At 54.5% G+C, this 23,130-nt stretch carries 23 protein-coding genes; 12 read left to right on the top strand and 11 right to left on the bottom strand.

Annotated elements, in window-relative coordinates:
* Positions 1-203 precede the first annotated feature (203 nt).
* Entirely contained in the window at positions 204-836 is a 633-nt protein-coding gene (gene thiE, locus B5D39_RS02630; RefSeq protein WP_078788829.1) for a thiamine phosphate synthase, read from the bottom strand.
* Positions 817-1,620 (bottom strand): hydroxyethylthiazole kinase, encoded by an 804-nt coding sequence (gene thiM, locus B5D39_RS02625; protein ID WP_078788828.1) that lies wholly within the window; start codon positions 1,618-1,620, stop codon positions 817-819. The genes thiE and thiM overlap by 20 nt, the downstream gene beginning before the upstream one ends.
* A gap of 161 nt (positions 1,621-1,781) precedes the next feature.
* Between thiM and B5D39_RS02620 the strand changes: the two genes are divergently transcribed.
* The 4 genes from B5D39_RS02620 to B5D39_RS02600 all read left to right on the top strand — a co-directional run bounded on the left by B5D39_RS02620 (position 1,782) and on the right by B5D39_RS02600 (position 7,555).
* Positions 1,782-2,336 carry a lipocalin family protein gene (locus tag B5D39_RS02620; RefSeq protein WP_078788827.1) on the top strand — a complete coding sequence of 185 codons (555 nt, stop codon included), beginning with the start codon at positions 1,782-1,784 and terminating at the stop codon, positions 2,334-2,336.
* 89 nt (positions 2,337-2,425) lie between these two features.
* Complete coding sequence (locus B5D39_RS02615) at positions 2,426-3,163, top strand: hypothetical protein (RefSeq protein WP_078788826.1); 738 nt, start codon at positions 2,426-2,428, stop codon at positions 3,161-3,163.
* 455 nt (positions 3,164-3,618) lie between these two features.
* Positions 3,619-4,296: a hypothetical protein gene (locus tag B5D39_RS02610; RefSeq protein ID WP_078788825.1), complete on the top strand. Its 678-nt coding sequence runs from the start codon at positions 3,619-3,621 to the stop codon at positions 4,294-4,296.
* A 160-nt stretch (positions 4,297-4,456) separates the two neighbouring features.
* Positions 4,457-7,555 (top strand): InlB B-repeat-containing protein, encoded by a 3,099-nt coding sequence (locus tag B5D39_RS02600; protein WP_139366647.1) that lies wholly within the window; start codon positions 4,457-4,459, stop codon positions 7,553-7,555.
* Positions 7,556-7,613: 58 nt separating this feature from the next.
* On the opposite strand, the gene B5D39_RS02595 is transcribed toward B5D39_RS02600, so the two are convergent.
* From B5D39_RS02595 to B5D39_RS02575, 5 genes are all read right to left on the bottom strand, one after another.
* Positions 7,614-8,096 (bottom strand): HyaD/HybD family hydrogenase maturation endopeptidase, encoded by a 483-nt coding sequence (locus B5D39_RS02595; RefSeq protein WP_078788822.1) that lies wholly within the window; start codon positions 8,094-8,096, stop codon positions 7,614-7,616.
* Between the two features lie 218 nt (positions 8,097-8,314).
* A complete protein-coding gene (locus B5D39_RS02590) occupies positions 8,315-9,994 on the bottom strand; it encodes a nickel-dependent hydrogenase large subunit (protein ID WP_078788821.1) in 1,680 nt (559 codons plus the stop codon).
* A gap of 178 nt (positions 9,995-10,172) precedes the next feature.
* Complete coding sequence (gene hybB / locus B5D39_RS02585) at positions 10,173-11,438, bottom strand: Ni/Fe-hydrogenase cytochrome b subunit (protein ID WP_078788820.1); 1,266 nt, start codon at positions 11,436-11,438, stop codon at positions 10,173-10,175.
* Positions 11,425-12,372, bottom strand: coding sequence for a hydrogenase 2 operon protein HybA (gene hybA / locus B5D39_RS02580; RefSeq protein WP_078788819.1), 948 nt, complete (start codon positions 12,370-12,372; stop codon positions 11,425-11,427). Before hybA ends, hybB begins: the two co-directional genes overlap by 14 nt.
* The gene (locus B5D39_RS02575) at positions 12,356-13,486 is read right to left on the bottom strand and encodes a hydrogenase small subunit (RefSeq protein ID WP_078788818.1); all 1,131 of its coding nucleotides are present in this window, start codon (positions 13,484-13,486) and stop codon (positions 12,356-12,358) included. The genes hybA and B5D39_RS02575 overlap by 17 nt, the downstream gene beginning before the upstream one ends.
* Before the next feature lie 221 nt (positions 13,487-13,707).
* Here B5D39_RS02575 and B5D39_RS02570 point away from each other — a divergent pair, with 221 nt between their 5' ends.
* From B5D39_RS02570 to B5D39_RS02535, 8 genes are all read left to right on the top strand, one after another.
* Positions 13,708-15,057 (top strand): sigma-54-dependent transcriptional regulator, encoded by a 1,350-nt coding sequence (locus B5D39_RS02570; protein ID WP_078788817.1) that lies wholly within the window; start codon positions 13,708-13,710, stop codon positions 15,055-15,057.
* A 27-nt stretch (positions 15,058-15,084) separates the two neighbouring features.
* A complete protein-coding gene (locus B5D39_RS02565; RefSeq protein ID WP_078788816.1) occupies positions 15,085-15,477 on the top strand; it encodes a GxxExxY protein in 393 nt (130 codons plus the stop codon).
* Between the two features lie 52 nt (positions 15,478-15,529).
* Positions 15,530-17,377 carry a sensor histidine kinase gene (locus B5D39_RS02560; RefSeq protein WP_078788815.1) on the top strand — a complete coding sequence of 616 codons (1,848 nt, stop codon included), beginning with the start codon at positions 15,530-15,532 and terminating at the stop codon, positions 17,375-17,377.
* Positions 17,378-17,475: 98 nt separating this feature from the next.
* The gene (locus B5D39_RS02555) at positions 17,476-17,946 is read left to right on the top strand and encodes a hypothetical protein (RefSeq protein WP_078788814.1); all 471 of its coding nucleotides are present in this window, start codon (positions 17,476-17,478) and stop codon (positions 17,944-17,946) included.
* A gap of 4 nt (positions 17,947-17,950) precedes the next feature.
* Complete coding sequence (locus B5D39_RS02550) at positions 17,951-18,247, top strand: YceK/YidQ family lipoprotein (protein ID WP_078788813.1); 297 nt, start codon at positions 17,951-17,953, stop codon at positions 18,245-18,247.
* Between the two features lie 20 nt (positions 18,248-18,267).
* Entirely contained in the window at positions 18,268-19,710 is a 1,443-nt protein-coding gene (locus tag B5D39_RS02545; RefSeq protein WP_078788812.1) for a hypothetical protein, read from the top strand.
* A gap of 110 nt (positions 19,711-19,820) precedes the next feature.
* A complete protein-coding gene (locus B5D39_RS02540; RefSeq protein ID WP_078788811.1) occupies positions 19,821-20,006 on the top strand; it encodes a MerR family transcriptional regulator in 186 nt (61 codons plus the stop codon).
* Positions 20,007-20,052: 46 nt separating this feature from the next.
* Positions 20,053-20,586: a MerR family transcriptional regulator gene (locus B5D39_RS02535; protein ID WP_078788810.1), complete on the top strand. Its 534-nt coding sequence runs from the start codon at positions 20,053-20,055 to the stop codon at positions 20,584-20,586.
* A gap of 1 nt (position 20,587) precedes the next feature.
* Here B5D39_RS02535 and B5D39_RS02530 read toward each other — a convergent pair whose 3' ends face one another.
* The 4 genes from B5D39_RS02530 to B5D39_RS02515 form a co-directional block, all read right to left on the bottom strand.
* Complete coding sequence (locus tag B5D39_RS02530; protein WP_078788809.1) at positions 20,588-21,277, bottom strand: hypothetical protein; 690 nt, start codon at positions 21,275-21,277, stop codon at positions 20,588-20,590.
* Between the two features lie 144 nt (positions 21,278-21,421).
* Positions 21,422-21,862 (bottom strand): VanZ family protein, encoded by a 441-nt coding sequence (locus tag B5D39_RS02525; protein ID WP_208610532.1) that lies wholly within the window; start codon positions 21,860-21,862, stop codon positions 21,422-21,424.
* Positions 21,843-22,307: a pyridoxamine 5'-phosphate oxidase family protein gene (locus B5D39_RS02520; protein ID WP_078788807.1), complete on the bottom strand. Its 465-nt coding sequence runs from the start codon at positions 22,305-22,307 to the stop codon at positions 21,843-21,845. Before B5D39_RS02520 ends, B5D39_RS02525 begins: the two co-directional genes overlap by 20 nt.
* Before the next feature lie 18 nt (positions 22,308-22,325).
* Entirely contained in the window at positions 22,326-23,048 is a 723-nt protein-coding gene (locus B5D39_RS02515; RefSeq protein WP_078788806.1) for a hypothetical protein, read from the bottom strand.
* Positions 23,049-23,130: the final 82 nt, after the last annotated feature.

Here is a 23,130-nt window from a genome sequence, read left to right as displayed (position 1 = left end):
AGTCGACGTTTGAGAGTTCATACCTAAGTTGGAAAAAGGTGATTTTAAAGCGAATCTTAAGTATTTGGTCAGTGGTACTATCGAACTAAATTGAAAGGGGTATTGGGGATAGAACTGGCTTGATTATCAAGTGAAAATGCCCAACACGTGCTCAGGCTCGTGGCCGAGCGTTAAGCATGCGCGGTAGGTCATCCGCAGCCCCATTACCCCAGCTCCCGCCTGATTACCTCTGCCGCCTGTCGCGGTGATTCCGCCGCCATAATGGCCGAGACCACCGCAACCCCATCAGCACCGGCTGCAATGACCTGCCGCGCATTAGTCAGGTTGATACCGCCAATCCCCACCAGCGGGATACGGACCAGTTCACGGATCTGCCTGATACCATTCAGCCCTAAAGCCGGGGCTGTGTCGGTCTTGGTGGGGGTGCTGAAGACCGGGCTGATGCCGATGTAGTCTGCCCCCTGCTGTTCTGCTGCAAGCGCATCCTGCACCGATTCAGCTGAAATCCCGATCAGGCAGTCCGGCCCCAGCAGATGGCGGGCATGGCTGATCGGCATATCGCTCTGTCCCAGATGCACACCATCTGCACCAACTGCCATGGCAATATCCACCCGGTCATTGATGATCAGCGACACCCTCAGTGGCTGCAGCAATGCCTTCAGCGCCAGCGCCTCATCCAGAAACTGGCGGGTGCTACAGGTTTTTTCCCGTAACTGCACACAGGTGACGCCGCCAGCCACGGCTTCAGCCACCACCTCCACCAACGACCGCCCTTGGCTTAGGGAGCGGTCAGTGACCAGATTCAGCAACAGCCAGCTATTCACTGATTCGCGCATCGCGCTCAAGCTCCTCAGGGGGCAAGTTATACAGGGCATCCAGAAAGCGGATCATAAAGGAGCCAGGGCCATTGGCATCAGCCGCTGCCCGCTGGCCAGCCAGCCCATAGTAGGCCAGGGCTGTTGCAGCAGCAGAGACCGGATCAGGATCAACCCCGCTAAAGGCGCCAATGATGGCGGTGGCGCCGCAGCCGGTACCGGTGATGCTACTCATCAAAGCATGGCCGTTGTTGACCCTGATCACCCGCTTACCATCGGTGATCAGATCCTGTGGCCCGGTAATGGCCACCGGCACCCCCAGCTCTGTAGCCAGCCGGATCGCCTGGTCTGTGGCTTGACCAACCGAATCAGCAGCATCCACCCCTTTGGTGTTGGTCTGGGCACCGGCCAGTGCCAGGATCTCGGAGGCATTACCCCGCACCACGCTGACTTTCGTCTCTGCCAGTATCCGTTTGGCTGCATTGGTACGCAGCGCCGTGGCTCCAGCACCCACCGGATCAAGGATGATCGGCACCCCCAGGCTGGTGGCCTTTTTGCCGGCCTTGACCATAGCATCAACCCAGTCATCGGTTAAGGTGCCGATGTTCAGTACCAACGCTCTGGCAAAGCCAACCATCTCTTCCACCTCATTTTCTGCATGGGCCATGACCGGCGAAGCACCGGCTGCCAGCAGGATGTTGGCAGTGAAGTTCATCACCACAAAGTTGGTGATATTATGGATCAGCGGTCTGGTTTCCCGTAGTTTGGTCAGATTGCGTGCGGCCTGTTGTTGGATGGTTGGCATGGTTCCCTCGTTTGGGCAGCTGTACTGGCTGAAAATCTGGTACACTGCTGTAGTAATAGTTTAGGCAGTACCAGTAGATGACAGGAAGTTCAACCTTAAAACGGCAGTTACTCACGCGGGGCAATTGCTTTTTCCTGGCTCAACAGAAAGTAGGGCACACCATGAAAGTTGCACTGTTTTTTGCACTGATTTTCATAGCAGCCGTTTGCCTGGGCGGACGATCGGCGCAGGCTGACACCGGTCTACCGCCTTTGCAGACCGTGCAGAAGGTTGATCTGAAACGCTACCTTGGGCAGTGGTATGAGATAGCCCGCTATCCGAACCGATTTCAAAAAGGCTGCCTGGAGAGCAGTGCCATTTATACATTGCGGGATGACGGCGATATTGAGGTACTGAACCGCTGCAAGGATAGCGGGGATGGCAAACAGCGCCAGTCAAAGGGCCATGCCTGGGTGGTTGACAGTGCCAGCAATGCGAAGTTGAAGGTCTCCTTCTTCTGGCCGTTCCGGGGAGACTACTGGATTATTGAGCTGGGCAGGGAGTACGAGTATGCCGTGATCGGCACCCCCAACCGCAAATACTTCTGGATTCTCAGCAGAACCCGCACCATGGACGATACCCTCTATGCCGCCATTCTCCAGCGGGCCAAACAGCAGGGCTTTGATCCGGCTCTGGTGGTCAGGCAGAAGTACCCACCGGGAGGGGTTTTACGGTAATTTTTCTGCAGCAGGTTGCGGCAGTTGAATTCTCCGCTATAGTTCAGCGTATGTACCAGATACTCTCTTGAAGCATGACAGGAGGCACCATGAGATTGTTATTCTTGTTGGTATGCGGCGTACTCACCGCAGTTGGTATGTTTGCTCAACCTGCTGTTGCAGAGCCGACCAAGGCACAGGTTACCAGTCTCTGGGAGCAGCAGCATAATGTCAAAGGCCGGGTACTGGAGCTGAAAAACAGGGGTGGGCAGCGCCCCACCAATGAGCTGAATGGTAAAAAATATCTGACTCCGGTGGGGACCTGCTGGGATTATGACGTGGTTGAACTGCAGAAGTGCGGCTGTCGGCTGTTTGAAAGAGCCAGTGTCTGTTGCCGTAACGGCAGCTCAAAGGAATGCGAAGTGCGGATCGGCACCACCACCAAAATGCTTGATTGTGCAAAATACGGCAAGCCCAAGTTCGGGCTGTCCGGCACCGTTGAGCCGGAAGAGTGCAAGGTGCGCAAACAGGCAGCTGCCTGCTGGTCTCGCAAGGATCTGCTCTTTGGACCTGGTGTGGTGATCGGCCCCTGTATGGAAAACGGTCCGGTCTTCACCTGCCCCAAAGGCCAGGATACCGTGACCGCATTTCTTGAGCGGCAATGCGGCCCAACACCGGAGGATTGTGGCTGTACGCTGGTGGAAGAATGTTCCAAGCCCCAGGGGCTTGCGTGCTACAAACAGTGGAAGGCAGATAAACAGGCGGTAGACTGCTTCTGGAATGAGCAGAACGACAACAACTATAAACGCTGGAAATGCTACGACGACCTGAAGAAATCCCGCCAGTAATCGCAACCTTTCAGTTTTTATCTAAATGGGGTTGGAGGTCTGCTGGCAGCGGGCCTCCAACACGCCCCACCGGCTCCCTGAATACCTCATCGCTCACCCGGTTGTCACGGTTCGCTCAATCCAGCAGGTGTTCAACACCTCATTCCCGACGGCCAATGCCGCTTTGAACATCATGCGAGAGAACGGAGTTGTTGAGCCACATACGGGACCGTGTTTTCATCGCCACAGAGGTGATCAGTATTCTTAACCGGCCTGTTTCAGACCGATAAATGAGCTTTCTGGCAAGGTTTTACCATGAAAATTCGGATTGCATGTTCGGGTTTTCATGGTACATCTTTGCTCTAACCGGCTTACTGAAAATGACCTGAAGAAATGTTCCATTTTGGGGGATGAGTGGTTCACGCGCGTGCGCGCGTGAACCGGTGAATTACGAGTTGGGCAAAGGAGAACTGAAATTGAGTAAGTGGATAATATGTTGCATTATCATAGTTGCGGCTCCTTTTCTGATGTTCAATAAATCAGCGCATTGCTCCCCTCCTGAAGTAACCGATTACAACTTCAACACTATATTTGCTTCTGTGCCATATTCAGACTGCAAACTTTCATCGCTCAAGCCTGGGACTAACATGCAGAAAGTAAGAGAATTACTTGGCGAACCGCTTTACATAAAACAAATCAACTTTTTACACTGTTTGATTTTTACTAATGGTAACGCTGGCCTTGATCCTTCAGCTGCAGAATTTCATGGTGTAGGTGGAAATGGAAAAGACGCTTTCCTTGGAATTTGGTTCTCGGAGGAGGACAAGGTTAGTTTTGTATTCAATAATGGTTACACTAAGATGAATAATGCCGAACTGATAGGACTAGATTCAAAACGAATTTTCGAATTATTTGGAAAGCCGAAAGAGTCTCTACGTATTCCCAAGCATGTAGTTTATTCATATTCGAAAATTAAGGAAGGTCCTTATACTGGTGACGATCATGGCATTCACATCCGACGAGTATATTTCAATGCATCCGATCAAGTAGTGACAGTTGAGATGAGCAAAGGCTCTGAAACTGATTATTTCAGCGGGATCATAGAATCTCCTGAAATCAAATGGATAAGCCCAACCAGGCCGGTGGAGCGGTGAATCCCGCTCACCGCCCACACCGTTCAAATACAAAGCGGCCACTCTTTAAAGCAGAATAGTATGCTTCAGGTGATGACCTTTTCAATATTCAAGGGTGGCCCGATGTTGTCTGTTAACCGGTTATGGGGGCTGATTTTCTTATGGCCAAGGGAGGAAAGCTATGCTGAGACTGAAAACAGCTTCTCAAGCACGCGTTTTCATATGGTTGTTGGCGCTAGGGCTTATACTGGGGCATCCTCTCCCGCCTAAAAAAGTCTGGGCCGCTGACACCGGGTCCTATACCGATCACTCGCCCCAATCTACCGATGCTTACCAAGGTGTGGTCGCCGCGTCTAGCGAACAGGTTGTTAAGGCCTCATCCATACCCACGGTTACCAGCTTAGAGAGCAAGATCTACGCGACTAACACCACCTATTATGTTTCCTCAAGCGAGGGCACAGATAGCAACACCGGCCTGTCATCAGGGACAGGTTCGGATGGTCCCTTCAAAACAATAGCTAAAGTGAACGCGCTGGCGTTGCAGCCCGGCGACACGGTGCTGTTCAAATGCGGCGATACTTGGCGTGGGGAGATGCTGACCATTACTAAGTCGGGGACGGAGACGAATCTGATCACTTTCGGTTCCTACCCTGCCGGTTGCATCAATAAACCCATAGTATCCGGCGCACAATCCATTAGTGGCTGGTCTGCTTATAGCGGCACTATTTATTATGCCGACCTGTCAGCCGGGGCCAATGCGGGTAAATTTCCCCATGGTGTCAACCAGCTTTTCCGCAATAGCGACCGGCTTACCCTGGGCCGCTGGCCTAACCTTGATGCCGGTGATGGTTACGCGACCATTGACAGCCAACCTGCGGCCAACCGATTCACTGATGCCCAGCTTCCGACCGGTGATTGGAGTGGCGCTGTGGCGCATATTAAGGGGATGCGCTGGTATATACTCAACCGTCAAGTGACCGCCGACTCCGGCTCAACCCTGACTGTGGGCGCTAATCTCGATTGCTGGGACGGCAACTGCACCGGTTGGGGCTATTTTCTTAATAACCACCTAAGCACGCTTGACCGCGAGGGGGAGTGGTATTACAACCCGGCCAACAACCGGGTTTACCTCTATACTGAACTGGGCACGCCAGCCGCCGGTCAGATTGAGGGTTCTGTTGTTTTGAAAACTGATGACCGTTCCTGGGGCGGGGTCATGTTGGGGCAAGATTTGACCGGCAGCGGCATTTCGTATGTTGGAGTTGAAAATCTGGATGTGCGCCGCTGGTTTCGACACGGCATCGCTACGCCCACCAATTTGGCAGGTTACGAAAATCATCATCTTACCTTGCAAAACAATAGTGTCATGGATGTTGATGGTATCGGAATAAACCTGATGACGTGGGTTTACAGCGCGCAGGATGGCCGACCCGATGGTTGGCGCGGAGGCTATAATCTTACCGTTAGCACTAATACCATCGAGCGCGCCAACAGTATGGGTATCAACGTTTACGCACGGCAGTCAACCCTGATTGACAATGTTATTCGGAATGTTGGTCTGGTGAAAAACCTGGGAGCGGCCGGGTTGGGCTGCGCCTATGACGCAAGTGGAGGCTCTTGCACGGAGGATGGCGACGGGATTCGGATAAAAATTGATAAGGCTGACGACACCGGCAACAATAATACTATCACCGGTAACCGACTGGAGCAGATCGCCTACAACGGCGTGGATCTGTTCGGCCATCACAATACCCTTGATCGCAATGTTATTACGCAGGCCTGTTACACCAAAGGCGATTGCGGCGGGGTGCGTACTTTTGGCAATGACAACCTAGCTGCTTCAGCCGTACATGACCTTACGATCAGCAACAATATCATTGTTGATATCCCCGGCAATACGGATGGTTGCAACAGCACCTATCGCCCGTTGTTTGGGATGGGGCTTTATATCGACAATTATTCACGGGACGTGCTGGTTACGGGCAATTCGATTATCAACACTACCTTTACCGGTATTTTATATCAGGAATCTACCGGTCAGATCCGGCAAAATACGGTTTACAACGCCGCCGCCGGAACTATGTATACCGGCCAGATCAATCTGGCGGGCAGCAACACCCGGGCCACCGTCAGCAACAACATTATGTATGGCCTGACCAACAACGCCTGGACAGTATATACGCCAAGCCTCAGTAATCTACTGTCCTCGGATTACAATTATTTTTTCCAGCCTTATATCACCAACCATATCGGGTATGGTCCCAATTGGACCCGCTACACCTTTGCGGGATGGAAAAGTTTCAGCAGCCTGGACAGCCACTCTAAAACCAACTGGTTCACCCAGAACTCAGGCGACACCCCGCTATCGGCCATCCTTTACAACGACACCAAAAACAGCCAGCAGATTGATCTGGGCAACAAAAGATATCTGGACTTAGATCAAAACCAGATTACGGGTAATCTCACTCTGGCTCCCTTTACTTCAAAAGTGCTGATTGGCAGCGGTGAATCTCCCCTGGTTCCTGATCTGCTTTACTTTGAAACCTCAGCCAGCCCGCCTCAAACGATGACTCTGAAGAACATCACCGGCAATTCACTCACGCCTGTTATCACCATCAGCCCCGGATTTGATCAAAGTAACACCTGTCCGACCAACCTCGCCGCCGGTCAAACCTGCATCATCACAGTTTCCTTTACCGACGGAGGAACGTCCATGGAAACCGGTACATTGACGATCAGCCATAACGCCGGGGCTCCCTATACCGCCAGCCTGTATGGGAATCTACTGACACTGACAACGACCGTCTCCCCACCGGGAGCGGGGACCGTAACTCCTGATTGTTCAGTCGGCTGTAACTACAGTATCGGCTCTCTTGTAACGTTATCTCCAACGCCTGCTACGGGCTACACCTTCAGCTCATGGAGCGGGGATGCAAGCTCTCTCAATGGGCCGCTGACATTTACCCTGAACGGCTCCAGAACCATTACCGCCAACTTTGACGCAACACCCGTAACAGGAACCATGAGGATCGCCGGTTCACCTCCGACGTACTTTAGCTCTTTACAGCAGGCTTATGCCGCAGCAATAAATAACGACGTCATCCAGATGCAGGCAACGACATACGACAATACCCAGGCCTTTGACCTGTACGGTGCATCAGTAACACTCAAGGGCGGATATAACGCCACGTACTCGAACAACGTCGGTCAGACCGTTATAACAAGTCCCTTTATCGTAAAAAGCGGAACAATCACCGTCGAAAACATTACGATCAATTGAGGTAATAAAAACAATGGAAGGCAGCCAAACAGGCCGTAGAGTGCAGGTTGGAAGCCCGTTAGCAGCGGGCTTCCATTTTAATCCCTTCCGCCTGCAGTTCTTGCTGAATCATACCTGCCAGCTGGGGCAGACGTACTGCCAGCTCCGGTGACAGCTCAATCCCTGCCTCATAGCTCTTGGGCACTATCCCGAACAGGGTGACCTGATCCGGGCAACGACCCCTGATTTCGGATAACAGCAGCATCTCCTGAATCCCCAGTTGGTGGGGCGACATCTTGATCGGGATGGTGCGGCCGATAAAGGCATCCTTTTCAAAGCGGAAGAGCGCCCCCGGTTCGCCGGGGGTGGTGATCACATCCACCATGTAGACCCGGCCAGCCTCTTCCAGCTTGTGGGAGGCCATGAAGCCCAGGGTACCGCCGTCGTACAGCTCTACATCGTCATCAAAGCTGTAGTTGTCGGCCAGATACTTGACCAGATGGACCCCGAAACCCTCGTCGGACAGCAACAGATTACCTGCACCAAAAATCAGAACTTTCATACGTACCTGCTTTCATTTATGGCCGCAAAAGAACGCAAGGATCTCAAAGAAAAGCGTTTACCACAGAGGCCGCAGAGGTTCACAGAGGAAAACCAAGAAAATTTGGTTTTGAATCTAAAACGGAAAAGGATCTTCCTCCTGCCTTTCTCTGCGGTAAATTGCTCTTTCTGTGTCAATTTTGCGTTCTTTGCGCTCTTTCGCGGCAATCAAGGGGTTGCTTACACCACTTTTACCTTCGTGATCTCTTTTCCTTCCGGGTCAATAGTATGCACCGCACAGGCGATGCAGGGGTCAAAGGAGTGTACGGTGCGCAGTACCTCCAGTGGCTGATCCGGCTTGGCCACCGGGTTGCCCAGCAGCGAGGCCTCATAGGGACCGGCATTGCCTTCGGCATCCCGTGGTGAGGCGTTCCAGGTGGAGGGGACCACGGCCTGATAGTTCTTGATTTTCTTGTCCTTGATCACCATCCAGTGGGACAGCACGCCCCGAGGCGCCTCGTGGAAGCCGACGCCGCGATGCTCACCGGACGGGATCTCGGTATGGTTGGCATAGGCCTTATCCCCCTTGCCGACGTTGTCCACCAGCTTGTCCAGGTATTCCAGTGACAGGTCAGACAGCAGATGGGCGCGGATGCCACGGGCAGCCAGGCGGCCCATGGTGGAGTGCAGGTCAGCCACCCCGACCCCGGCAGCCTTGCAGGTGCTGTCCACCAGCTTGCGTACCCGCTGGTTACCGGCAGCATAGCCTGCCAACAACTGGGCTACCGGCCCGACCTGGATCGGCTTGCCGTCGATGCGAGGTGCCTTGCACCAGGAATACTTGCCGTTTTCCTGGAAGTCGGTGTAGTCCGGCTTGGTCTCGCCTTCCCAGGGATGCAGGGATGACTTGCCTTCATACCAGGCACAGGCAACTGATTCCTTGATGCTGCCGATCAGCTGTTGGTCCTGATGGTTACTGATGATGCGGGCCTTGGCAACATCCCCCCCCATGATCAGGCCGCCCGGCAGGGCAAAGCTGGTGTTTTTGGTATCCTCCGGGAACTCAGGCACGGCCAGGTAATTGACCACCCCTTTGCCATGTTTGAACCACTCCTTGTACGCCTTGCCGATCACCAGCAGATCCGGGTAGTAGACTTTTTTGACAAAGTCGCGGGTCTCGGTCATCAGCGCCTTCAGGTAGGCGATCCGCTCCATGTTGATGGTGGCCAGGTTTTCCATGTTCAGGGCCGTAGCCACACCACCCACGCAGAGGTTCTGGATATGGGGGTTCTTACCCCCCAGAATAGCAACCGCCTGGGCTGCCTTCTGCTGATAATCCAGCGCCTTCAGGTAGTGGGCGGTGGCGATCAGGTTGATCTCCGGTGGCAGGATCATGGCCGGGTGGCCCCAGTAACCGGAGGCAAAGATCCCCAGTTTGCCGGAATCCACAAAGGCCTTCAGCCGCTTCTGCACATCACTGAACTCTTTCTCACTGTTGCCGGGCCAGTCCGAGACCGACTGGGCGATGGAGGCGGCCTTCTTGGGATCAGCCTTCAATGCTGAGACAATGTCCACCCAGTCCAGGGCCGAGAGGTGGTAGAAATGGACGATGTGGTCCTGCACCGAATGCTGGGCCATGATGATGTTGCGGATGTACTGGGCATTCAGCGGCACCTCAACCTTGAGGGCATGCTCCACGGAACGGATCGAGGAGATGGCATGCACCGTGGTGCAAACCCCGCAGAAACGCTGGGCATAGATCCAGGCATCCTGGGGCGGGCGATCCTTGAGAATGGTCTCAATACCGCGCCACATCTGGGCTGATGACCAGGCCTTACTGACCTGTCCGTTGGTTACTTCAACATCGATCCGCAGGTGTCCTTCAATGCGGGTAATCGGGTCTATCGTGATTCGCGCCATCTGTTTGATCTCCTTATCTGTTTGCCGCAAAAGAACGCAAGGGACTCAAAAAAGTCTTTATTGAGTAAATCCATTAAAATCAGATCAAAATAAAATGAGTTACTGATTCAACCCCTGTCTTTAATCTTTGTGTTCTTTGCGATCCTTCGCGGCCAATATTTTTTGTTTTTTGCGGTTATTACACCTTTTCCACCACTTCATGGCCATGCAGCCGTGGCAGAACCGGGAACAGCTTGACCAGCACCTGATACCCCAGGATCTCGAACGCCACGATCCCGACCGTGATCATCAGCTCTGCCAAAGACGGGAAGTACCGCCAGCCCTGGCCGGGATTAAAGCCGATCAGGTAGACGTTAAAGCGGTACAGGGCGCCACCCAGCACGATCAGGACTGCGGTAATGAACAGCCAGCGGGGGGACTGACGCCGTTTCTTTGAGAACAACAGCAGAGAGCCGGTGGCTACCAGCCCGAACTCCAGCAGGAAAAAGGCGGAATAGAAATCAAACCGCAGGGCATTGGCCACCTGACCGCGCCAGACCAGATCACCCACCACCACGCAGAGCCAGATGCTGGTCAGGTAGGGGGTGATCGAGGCCAGGCCGGAAAGCTGATCAATCTCAAAGGGGCGCTTAAAGCCGTAGGAGGAGATGATCGACTCCAGGATGGCGATGGAGTAGCCGATGAACATGCAGTTGATCAGGAACAACAGCGGCAGAAAACCGGTGTGCCACAACGGGTAGAGCTTGGTGGAGGCAATCAGCAGCAGTGATCCCAGCGAGGACTGGTGCATGGTGGGCAGGGTGATCCCCAGCACGATCACAAAGATCAGCACCTTGTCCAGCCTGGGCTGCAACCAGAGCGCACGCTGGCCAAGTTTTTCCAGCTTCTCCAGCACCACCGGCGTGTCCAGTCCGAAGCGGCCATGGTATTTTTCAAGAAAACTACGGGCCCTGCTCCAGTTGGTCTCCTGCAGCCGGGTCAACACTGCCGGTAAAAACTCGATCGCCAGCACGGTGGTGTAGGCCATGACGCACAGCGCCACCTCAAACATGGCTGAGTTGGCCTGCCACTGTGAGGGCACAAAGAAGTTGTAGGCGTTCCAGGGACGACCCACATCCACCATGACTGAGAATCCGGCCAGGCCGTAGCCGAACAGCGAGGTCAGCACCGCTGAGCGGATCAGGGGGTGGTAGTGCATCTTGTTGCGGATATAGATCAGGATCGCCACGGCATACCCGCCGCAGGCAATGGCGGTGCCGGTGGCCACATCATAGGTGATCCAGATCCCCCAGGGATAGCCGTCGCTTAAGTTTGAAACCGCGCCAATCCCCCAGATAAAGCGGACCGCAATCAAGGCAAACCCAATCACCGTCAGGGTCAGTAGCACCCAGAAAGCAGGTGTCAGGATCTTTGCCTTGTGAATCTGATACTCATCGTGGCTCATTGATCCCCCCATCATCGGTTTTCTTCTGTTCTTCAGCATGGCCATTACCCTTTTTCATGTTTCTGACCGCAATGAAGCAGAGCGTGCTGTAGAGGGCGATTGGAGCAATAAAGCCCTTGTAAATGGTGTGCTGGATCTTTTCAGAAAACTCGGCCGGTGCCTCTCCCTTCAGCTCCGGCAGGCCCAGCTTCTTGAACTGCAGTGCAGCCAGGTAGAGGTGATTGGTGCCCCCCAGCTCATGCTCGCCGTAGATATGGTTGACATACTGCTTGGGATGTTCGGCCAGCCGTTTTTTTGCCTCAGCCAGCAGATCCTTGCGCTTGCCGAACATGATCGCACCGGTGGGGCAGACCTCGGCACAGGCTGAGATCCCCTTCTGCTTGAGATTGGTGTTCTTGCAGAGGTCGCATTTCACAATCTGGGGGATCGCCTTTTCCCACTGAAATTTAGGTATGTTGAAGGCACAGGCGATCTGGCAGTAGCGGCAGCCGATGCAGGTGTTTTTGTTGTAGTCCACAATGCCGGTGATCTTGTCCTTGGTCATGGCAGCCACCGGGCAGACCGAGACGCAGGATGGCTTCTGGCAGTGCATGCAGGAGTACTTCACATAGGACCACTCCTTGGGGGTGTCTTTGACCAGCTTGATCAGGGTACGGGTGGAGCCGGTCAGATCCTGGGGGGCATCCCAGAGCTTGTCAGGATCAAACTTGGCCTGCTCATAGGACAGGGAACCATAATCACCGTTCACGCGCTTGCAGGCTGACATGCAGGCCTTGCAGCCAACACATTTGGTGGCATCGTACAGCATGCCCAGCTCTTCATCATTGGCACCGGCCACCGGGTGACCCGCCAGAGCCACGGCAGGCGCAGCCACCAGTCCTGCACCGGCCAGACCTGCCAGCTTCAGGAACTCGCGCCTACTCTTTTGGCTCATGGTCGCCTCCCTGCCCGTGCTCAGCAGGTTGTTCCGCATCCGGCAGCTTGCGGGCCATCATGGCACCGGCCCCCAGGGCAGCACCGGCAGCCAGGCCCAGAATACCGGTGGTAACCGGACTGGCCCCTTTGCCCTTATCCTTCAGATCCACCGGCGCATAGCTGTCAAACGGCGTTGGCTCATGGATCTGGACCTTGTCAGCAATGGCGGTGCGGAACAGGATATCCGGCTCAGTACAGCCGATACAGGGGTGCCCCACTGAAACCGGCCAGACCCCCACGTCGTTAAAACGCTGCACAGAGCAGTTGGCATAGGTGGCTGGCCCTTTGCAGCCCAGCTTGTAGAGACAGTAGCCCTGGGCATGGGTCTCGTGACCAAAGGCCTTGGCAAAGCGGCCTGCATCAAAGTGTGGACGACGCTCACAATGCTCATGAATCCGGCGGCCATAGGCAAACTTGGGGCGGCCCATCTCATCCAGTTCCGGCAGCTTTTTAAAGGTCAGGAAATACAGCACCGTGGAAAGCAGGTTGTAGGGCGAAGGGGGGCAGCCGGGGATGTTGATGATCGGCTTGTCCTTGATGATATCCCGTACCCCTACAGCGCCGGTGGGGTTGGGCGGAGCAGCCTGAATACCGCCATAGCTGGCACAGGTACCGATTGAAATAATGGCAGCTGCCCCCTCGGCTGCCTTGCGCAGCGATTCCAGGGCGGTCTTGCCCCCCACCTTGCAGTAGATGCCGTTTTCCTTGGTGGGGATGGCCCCTTCCACGATCAGGATATACTTGCCATGATTGGCCTTCATGGAATCGTGCAGCGACTTTTCAGCCTGGTGGCCGGAACCGGCCATCAAGGTTTCGTGGTAATCCAGCGAAATCATCTCCAGCAGCAGGGTGGCCGGAGCCGGATGATTGGCCCGCAGCAGCGATTCAGAACAGCCGGTACATTCCTGAAAGTGCAACCAGATCACCGGCGGCCGATCCGGCGCCTGGGCAGCCTCTGCCACCTTGGCCGCCATGCTGAACGGCAGCCCCATGACCGCCGTTGTTGCCACACAGGTCTTGATAAAATCCCGGCGACTGATGCCGTTGCCGAAAAAATGCCCTAGCTGACTCATTCGTACCTCCGCAGTAGTTTGCAGGTTTTTCCTGTATACAAACTGTATCGAGCAGCGGAGAGAGCAGGAGTTATGCCAACAGACATAATGATGTAAATATAGTGTGTTACGTCTTCAGGACTGGTCGTTTACGGCACAGCCGGACAAAATTACTGTATACATTTGTCCTGAATTGTATCATTTTGTCTTTATGCTCACCCTTTGATCAAAGGAATCAGTCCATGCCCCGTATCCTGATCTGTGATGACGAAGAAGGTATCCTGCGTTACCTGGCTAAGCTCCTTAAAACACAAGGCTATACCGTGGAGACGTTTAGCAGTGGCACTGCGCTGCTGGCACGGCTGCAGGCACCTGTTGCAGAACCGGCTGACCTGCTGCTGCAGGATGTCCGCCTACCGGACATCAACGGTATTGAGATCCTGAAACAGGCCCACCAGCTGCGCCCGAACATGCCGGTGGTGGTGATGACCGCCCACGGCACCGTGGATGATGCAGTACATGCCATCCGCTTGGGGGCGTATGATTATGTGATGAAGCCGTTTCCAAAAGAGAAGATCTTGGGGGTGCTGGCCAAGGCGCTTGAACACCATCGACTGGCTGATGAGAACCGACGCCTGCGGGAGGAGTTACAGCGGGGCGGGGATGACAGCTCAATCGTCTTCAGTTCCCCCCGTTTCCGTGAAGTCTACGATCTGACCCTGCAGGTTGCCTCAAGCGAGGCCAATATCCTGATTTTGGGGGAGTCCGGCACCGGCAAAGAGCTGATAGCCCGCACCGTGCATAGCAATTCCGGCCGTCGCGAACGACCTTTTGTCTCGCTAAACTGTGCCGCCCTGTCGGACTCGTTGCTGGAAAGCCAGCTCTTTGGCCACCTGCGAGGCTCCTTTACCGGTGCGATTATGAACCAGAAGGGGTTGCTGGAAGAGGCGGATGGCGGCACCCTGTTTCTGGATGAGATCGGTGATGTTTCACCCACGGTGCAGGCCAAGCTGTTGCGGGTGATTCAGGAAAAGGAGTTCATGCCGATCGGCTCCACCAAGCCAAGCACGGTTGATGTCCGTTTTGTGGCTGCCACCAATCGCGACCTGCAACTGGAGGTTGCTGAAGGGCGCTTCCGGGAAGACCTCTACTACCGCCTGAACGTCATCTCCCTGACCTTGCCCCCCCTGCGGGAACGGCCTGAAGATATTGAACCGCTGGCCCGCCACTTTGTACGCCGCTTTGCAGCCCGGATGAAAAAAGAGCTGCATGGCATTGACCCTGATGCCCTGACCTGCATGTCCCGCTACCACTGGCCCGGCAATGTGCGTGAGCTGGAAAACGTGATCGAGCGGGCCGTGATCCTGGCCCAGGGCAACCTGCTCACCTCAGACCTGCTACCGGTCTGCAACAGAACCACACCGCTGCGCAACGACGAGGTCACACCGCTGATCTCCCTGGATGAACTGGAACGGCAACATATCCTGGGGGTCTATAAACAGACCGGCTTCCACAAGAGCAAGACCGCCGAGATTTTGGGAGTCTCCCGTAAGACCCTGGATCGCAAGCTGTTGGAATACAAGGCGGAATAGCCGCAAAAGAACGCAAGGAACGCAAAGATGAAAAGCATTAACCAGTTATGTGACATTGTCCGGGAAACAGCCTACGCAATTCACCTGTATCTTGGTCACGGACATTTGGAAAAAGTCTACGAGAATGCCTTGGTTCATCGTTTAGGTCTGGCTGGCTTAGAGGTCAGGCAACAGCACCCCCTGCAGGTGTATGATGAAGACGGCACAACTATCGGTGAATATTTTGCTGATCTGCTCCTTGAAGACCGTTTAATTATTGAACTCAAGGCTTGCAAGGCACTTAATGATGAACATACTGCCCAGCTTCTGGGGTATTTAAAGGCCTCTCGCATTGAACATGGTCTGTTGGTCAACTTTGGCAGTTTTAAATTTCAAGTTCGTAAATTCGCCTTATCTTCTGCATCAAGCGGCGCCTTATGACATCCTTCAAGATTTTCTTTGAGCTCTCTGCGTTCTTTTGCGGCTATTAGCGATGAATAGTACCCGTGTCCATATCCGGCGTCGCCTGTTGCTCACCACCCTGCTGCCGCTGCTGGTGGCCCTGCTGGTCAGCTGGCTGATTGGTGATCGTTTGATTGCCGCCCGTGTGGCTGGACAGGCCCAGGAAGAGGCCCGCAGCGACCTTGGCACAGCCAGAGAGCTGTATCAAGGGGAGCTGAACCGGCTGGCTGAAGGGGTGCAGCTGATCAGCCGCAGCCCGGAGTTATCCCGCAGCCTACAAGGACCGGCAGCCTCCGAATTGGCCCGACTGCTGGCACTGCTGTCCGGCAGTCGCAGCTTCAGCTTTCTGACCGTGGTGGATCGCTATGGTCAGGTCCGTTACCGGGCAGCCAATCCAGAGCGTTCCGGTGATACCCTGCGCCATCTCAAGCCGGTGGCTGAGGCCCTTGCCGGACGCCCCAGCCAGGGCAGCATGCTGTTTTCCAACCTGCAGGCCGGTCAGGAAAACCCGCTGTTGCCGGACCAGATGCTGGTTCCACTGCTTCCTTCACAACATGCCGTGCCAACCAGCAAGACCGCTGAACAACGTGGCCTGTTTCTGATAGCCGCCACGCCGATTTTAGGCGCTGATGGAGAGATCCACGGTGCCTTGCTGGCCGGTCAACTGCTCAACAACAATGAACAGCTGGCAGACCGGATAACCCGCGTTATTGCACCACAGCAACAGGATGGTTCCTCGCGGGAAACCGCCACCATCTTTCTGGATGATGTCAGGATCGCCACCACGGTTACCAATGAAAATGGTCAGCGGGCCACCGGCACCCGACTTTCAGCCGAGGTGGTAAAACAGGTGCTGCAGCAGGGTGAACGCTGGATTGCACCGGCCTATGTGCTGCATGAGCGCTACTTTGCGGCCTATGAACCGCTACGTGACCCGGATGGCACCGTGATCGGTGCTTTGTATGTGGGGCTGCCTGAACGTCCCTACCTCCATTTACGCAACAACCTCAACCTAACCTTTGCGGCCCTGCTGCTGGTCCTGACCCTGCTGGCAATCGGGCTGACCACCAGCCTGGGTAAACGCCTTGGTGAACGGGAAGAGGAGGTCAGCACCCTGAACCATACCCTTGAACAAAAGGTGCAGCAGCGGACCATTGAACTGGAGGAGAAGAGCAGGCAACTGCTAGAGACGGAAAAGGAGCTGGCCCGCACTGAACGGCTGGCAGAGCTGGGCATGCTCTCTGCCGGGGTGGCCCATGAAATCAACAACCCGCTAGCGATTATCCGGGGTAATGCCGAGTTGCTGCAGATGTCGATCCCTGCAGGTGCAGAGGATCAGGAAGAAGTTAGCGAGATCCTGACCCAGGCCGGCCGGATCAACCGGATTACCTCCAGCCTGCTGACCCTGGCCCGTCAGGACAAACGCCAGGTCAGCCGTTTTTCCCTGGCAGGACTTTTAGATGAGATCCTGGACCAGATCGGCCATCAGATTCCGTTGGCAACGTACCATATTGAACGCAGCTACCAGCAGACAGCCATCCAGCTGGAGGCAGATCGGGAGCAGTTGCGTCAGGTCTTTACCAACCTGATCCTGAACGGCCTGCAGGCCATGGGTGGAGAGGGACAACTAACCCTCAGCGCTGAGGCTGATCCTGAGGCAACCTGCTCGATTACGGTAGCCGATACCGGCCCCGGTATCGACCCGGAGCAACAGGAACGGCTGTTTTCACCGTTCTTCACCACCAAACAGAACGGCACCGGCCTGGGGCTTGCCATATCCTGGGGCATTGTCCGTAACCATGCGGGTACCATTGAAGTTTTTAGTGCCCCTGGCTGCGGCGCACGCTTTACGGTCACCCTGCCGTCATCATCCACCTGACCCAAATCAGCTTAAGGCATGCTTGCATGGCGCACACAACAAGAGTAAAACGGTGCTGAACATCCGCATTGTATCCAAATATCCCCACGGAGGTCGTTATGAGATTAAAAGTAGTGTTGTTTTTGATCCTTACCGCTATGGCAACAACCGCGTATGCCGGTCCTTTTACCGATGAAATGTCCAAATGCCTAGTCAGATCCACCAGTGAGGCTGACAAGACCCTGTTGATCAAATGGATCTTTGCTGCCATGGCGACCCACCCCGATGTTAAAGCCTTAAGCGGCGTAACACCGGAGATGGGGGAACAGCTCAACAAGGAAACCGGCAAACTGGTGATGCGGCTGCTCACCGTAAGCTGCAAGACTGAAACCAGGCAAGCGGTTGATTTTGAAGGAGACGACACCTTTAAGGCGAGCTTTGGCGTGCTGGGACAGGTGGCCATGCAGGGACTTATGGCCAATGGTGAGGTTTCAAAATATTTCTCCGGTTTTGAAAAACATCTTAATGCTAAGGAGCTGCAACGCGCTCTAGGTAAAAAGCAGACAGAGCCCGCTGCACCGGTCAAGTAGCGGTATGTATCGATACCGGCTCTATGTAATCGTAGCATTACTATGTCTGACCAGCGGCTGTTCAACCTTTTCCGAGACCTTTGCCGATCGGCCCCATGCAGATTCACTGGTCTATTGCGGCACGCAGGTAAATGTAGCTGTGATCGGGGCTGCGGGTGATGATTCCGCTGGCATTCTGTCACTCTTCTGGCCGTTTGCGCTCATGGATTTCCCGCTCAGCCTGACTGCCGATACCTTGCTACTGCCCTACACCCTGTACCACGATGCTGGCAGAAAAAGCTCAGCTCCTCCAAATAAATAATCACCCTTAAGGAGATCTTCATGCCTCGCTGGACAACTCTCTGCCTTGCGCTCGTCCTTTTCTGCTGTTTCAGCCCTGCCTGGGCGGCTCCCTGCGCCAGCTACCTTGATCAGAAGATCGGCTATCGGTTGTTGTTTCAGCCGGATGGAACCGTGCAGGAATACAACAAGGATGGGGTCGTGCAGGCGGTACACCAGTACTACCGGGCCGGGCAATCGGTCTGGCTGCGCAATTATGAAACCGGCTACGGCCAGCAGTACCAGTTCGTCGGCAACGGCAAACAGCTGAAAAAGTCTGACAGCAGCTGGGGCGACACTATCTATATCCAGCAACAGCGCAACAGCTGTCCTTCCCTTCAAAAACTGGGCTACCTGACAAAGCCGGAATGCAGCTACGGCAAGGAAAAGGAATGCTGTGCAGCCGGTGATAGCAATGCCTGTGTCGCAGACGCCCAAAGCAGTGCCAACATTCCGATACTGCAGCAGCAGTGCCGTACTCAGCCACAGGCCTGCCTAGGGTTGCTGGAGCTGTACGACAAGGCAGCCAACAAACGGGATAATCCGTTTAGCGGCATGTATGCCGAGAAAAAGCCGTTACCAGCAGCTCAGCTTGACGAAATTGCCGACTCCTGCAGCCGCTTCAAGACCCCTGATCTGTGCCGCAAGGCAGTGCAGCAGCTCTGGCGTGCGCAACGGTTCAGTCAGAGCGCACAGCTGTTTGAAACTCTATGCAAAGCAAATCTTGACGAGCATGCCTGTGCCCGCCACAAACAGCTGATCAGCCTGCAATTCCCAAAGGCACTGGCTTCTGCCACAACCCTGCCCTGTGGCGAATACCTCAGTACGGTCTCGGCCCTGAGCGGAACGATGGTTTTCAAAGATCGGGGCATGGTAACCATCTCGCTGGGCAGTCAGCTGCGGGCCCGGCTGGAAGATGGACTGATCAAGCTGCGCCACGACAAGGGGGGCGATTTTGTCTTTGCCCGCCTGAGCGACACCATTTTGCTGGGGATGGATGACTGGAACAACTTTGAAGTCTACCGCAGGGAGAGTGCCCCTCAACAGGTTTGTCAGGCCCCCATCATCTACAAAGAAGAACCGCTTTCATCAAACTGTGGCCTGGACAAAGACCCTGCTGTCTGCTGCCAGGCCGGTGATACCCAGGGCTGCAACCGCCTGGGCTCCATGGCTGCACTTGCCAACAACTGGAAAGAGGCTGCGCTGCAGTATGCCAAGGTCTGCGAAAAAGGGGTGCGGGTCGGCTGTGAAAACTGGATCTACACCGTTGGCAAAACCGGTGATGAAGGGGTGGAAGCGGGGCTGAAGAAGCTCTGTGCCAAGGATGATCATCATGTTGCCTGCGATCTGCTGGAAACCGACCGGGTGACCCAGGCCATGCTGGGCTATGAGCTGGAAAAGATGCTGAAGGAGACCAAGACAGAGCAACCGGCTAAAAAACCCTGAATCAGCTCTTCAAAGGTTGCAACAAACTGCTTGACCCGTCTACAGCTTCACAGTTTAGCCTGATCCTTGTCATGGCCACGACATCAAACCACAGACCAAGGAGACGCATCATGCAACCGAACGTAACCGTAGAAGAATGGGTTGGACGCTTCAGGGAGATCGGCCTGGACGAAGCAACCATGCAACAGTGGCACCGCCTGTTTGAGCAGCAGAACCCGGCAGGACACCAGAGTTTTCTGGAGTGGCTGGGATTACCAGCAGAGCGGATTACCGAGATTCGTAAAGCAAGCAGATAGACACTACACGGCCCCGGTTTTCGGGGCCGTACCTTTTGGAGCCCGTATGTACCGCATTACCCAACTGGCGCGCCTGTTCGGCCTTTCCCGCAGCACCCTGCTTTACTATGACCGGATTGGCCTGTTACAGCCTTCGGGACGCAGTGAGGCCGGCTACCGCTGCTATTCCACTGCCGACAAAGAGCGGCTTGCAACCATCTGTTCCTACCGCCAAGCCGGGCTGGGCATTGAAGCGATCCGTCGCCTTCTGGCAACCGCAGAAGCAGGCAGCGAACTGGTGATCCGGCAACGGCTGGAGGCGATCGGGTGTGAAATCAGAAACCTGCAGGCCCAGCAGCAACTGCTGGCCGGAATGCTGAATCTGCAGGCAGGGGGAGAGCTGGCGATTGCAATCGATAAACAGACCTGGATTGATATGCTGCGAGCTGCAGGCATGGACGAAGCAGCCATGCAACAGTGGCACGTTGAATTTGAGCGCCGTGCCCCCCAGGCCCATCATGCCTTTCTGCTCTCATTGGGGATTGATGAACAAGAAGCCCTGCTGATCAGGGATTTGTCAGCAGGGCAGTGGGCTAACTAGCTTAGACTGCGTGGTTGACCGTAAGCTCCTTTAAAAAGGAAAGCAGAAACTCTTTATTTTCCTGATAGTGCACATCATTCTGCCCTTTGAAGCGATCCATCATGCTCAAAATATCCCGCACCTGACCAATGTAGCTAAAGCCAGGATCGGCATAGATATTTTTATAACCGGTCTCCCCCGGCTCATAGAAACCGCTTAAATCAGACTTCAGGTTTGCACAGGCTGCTGCAGCCATAAAAGGGGCCATCTTCAGCCACTTCTCTGATTCCGGCACGCCTGCCGTGGCTGCCTCCCAGGCCTTTTTGACCGCCTCGGGTGCGTTTGGAGGTGGATACTCCCAGATTTTTCCCGCTCCGATTCCCAGCAGGCCATCGTTATTAAGATCCTTTGCCTCACCAGGCGCCATCAACAGGTTGTAGGCCCCTTCAAAATCAAGGTTATTTACTGCAATCGGGTCTGCAAGGCAGTGGACCTTCCGTAAAATCTCCATCTCATCGCTAGAGAGGTTACTCAAAAAAGACTTGGGATCGCTACAACCCCCGGCATTACTGGCAGTTGCAAGTATAGCGGCAAACCGTTCACGTTCCTGATCGGTAACCCCTCTGCGTTGCATCAGGTCAAGGGAGCGGGTTGAAAAGGTTAAGGGGGCTGCCGTTGGCATGGGCGTGGTACATGTGGCGGCGGTGAACATAACTCCTCCTGAGCACTGCAAACGATATACAATGCTAACTATATCGGCAGGTAACGCCGCATACTCAAGAAACTGAAATGCCACCACGGATTTTTCTGTAACAGTCGGACAGTCCTGTGTGGAGAAATGAAATTATGCGGACCTTCAGGCAGGCGGGGGTGAACTCATTCTTCTGTCTGCGGTTCTTTTTTCGTAAAGCCTTAAAAGTATACTCATAATTGCGATACCTACCAGATCAGCCACCAGATCAAGCCATTCAGCAGAACGGGTGGTGGTACACCATCCTTGCAGCAGCTCAATTGCGGCACCCAGCAGCAGGGAATAGCCAAACGCAAAGTAAAGTGACCACGGTTTAAGGTGCGCAGAGCGGTGGGCAAGTAACGTTACCACGGCCATTGCAAGGGCATGATTTGACTTGTCCCAGCCCGTACTGACCGCTGGCGGAGCAGGGATAAGCGACAGGTACAGGATACTGGCTGTACATGCTGCCAGCAAAACCTGCCATAACCAGCTACCTTTGTGTGGCCTGCCCGGGCCGGTTGTCAGATCCATTGCCTGATATTTCTCAGCGCCTTGCCTTGCCACTGATAGTGTCAATGCTCAGCTTAAAGACTCTGGTTGCTTGCCACTGCACGCCAATATAGTGCAGCCCTTCCGACATGAAGCTGCTGGAATATTTTGCCACCAGACCTGCCAGGCCGCGCTGTTTGTCCTCACCCAGTGCCTCAGTCACATTGCCGGATACAATGACGCTTTCATATCGGGTAGAAAACTTCTCCGGTAGGACCTCTGTTGCCCCCACCACGCAGAATGAGGCGCGGCTGTTGGCAGCCAGTATCACCAGCTTGCGGCCTTCAAGGGCGCAGTGAAAATAGATGGCATTGTCCAGCACGCAGTAGCTAAGCGGCAGACCATAGGGCTCATTATCAGCGCCACAAAGGGATAGTACGCCATATTCACCCCGCTCCAACAGCTCTCTGGCTTCGGATTCAGGCATGCCGCGATCTTTACGGCGTAGTTCATGCTGCATGAAGCACTCCCCTTGTTTTTATCGGGGAAACAGTGTCACTTGGGGAAACGTACCGTCACTTTCCCAAAAACCTTTTTCTGACCTGCTGTACTGCATCCAGCCATGGCCATTGAAGCGATAACGCTTGTACGTGACTTCAAACGAATCATCATACTCACCTTTGAATGCGGGCCTGCAACGAACCTCAAGAATATCTTGATGTTGCCCGTTCGGGACCAGCTTCCATTCGGTTTTTAGCGTACTGGCCACAACCAGCTCTTGTAGTGTACCTGTTTTTTTATCTTTCGCCTGTAACCAACGGATTTCCCCTGCAACGACATCAAAAAACCTGGTGGCTGGCCCTGAATAAGACCCTATGCCGGAGCTGTAATCAACGGTCAGCGCAAAACTTGCCGGTCTTCCCCCAACAAGATTGGTCGCTTCAATCCTGGCAATGGGCCGCTCCAGTGCATGGGTTGCTATAGGCGTGTTGCCAGGCCCCTCAAGGTGGAGGCGGGCATTGCAGGATGTCTCATTATCCTCAAATGAATACTGTTCAACAGCCAGAACACTTCGATCCCTTAGTATGACAAGCGCCCCATCTACACCGTGCAGCTTTTTAGTGAGTGGAAGTCGCTGGTATGCAACATAGTCACAACGCGGGTGCTGCTGCGCGCTTTCTGCAGCAATAGCTGTCCCTGTATGCAGCAGCACCAGTAATGTAAAGATCATCAGCCATATTTTCGCGATAAAACAGTTCATTTTGCTGGTTACTTTCCTGTAACTTCAAGCTGATGTCACGACTCAAACAAGCCATTAATTGAACAGCTAGGTTCTCTTTTCA

It is taken from the genome of Trichlorobacter thiogenes (assembly GCF_900167465.1).
Taxonomy (GTDB): domain Bacteria; phylum Desulfobacterota; class Desulfuromonadia; order Geobacterales; family Pseudopelobacteraceae; genus Trichlorobacter; species Trichlorobacter thiogenes.
This window is presented reverse-complemented; position numbering and strand designations above follow the sequence as displayed.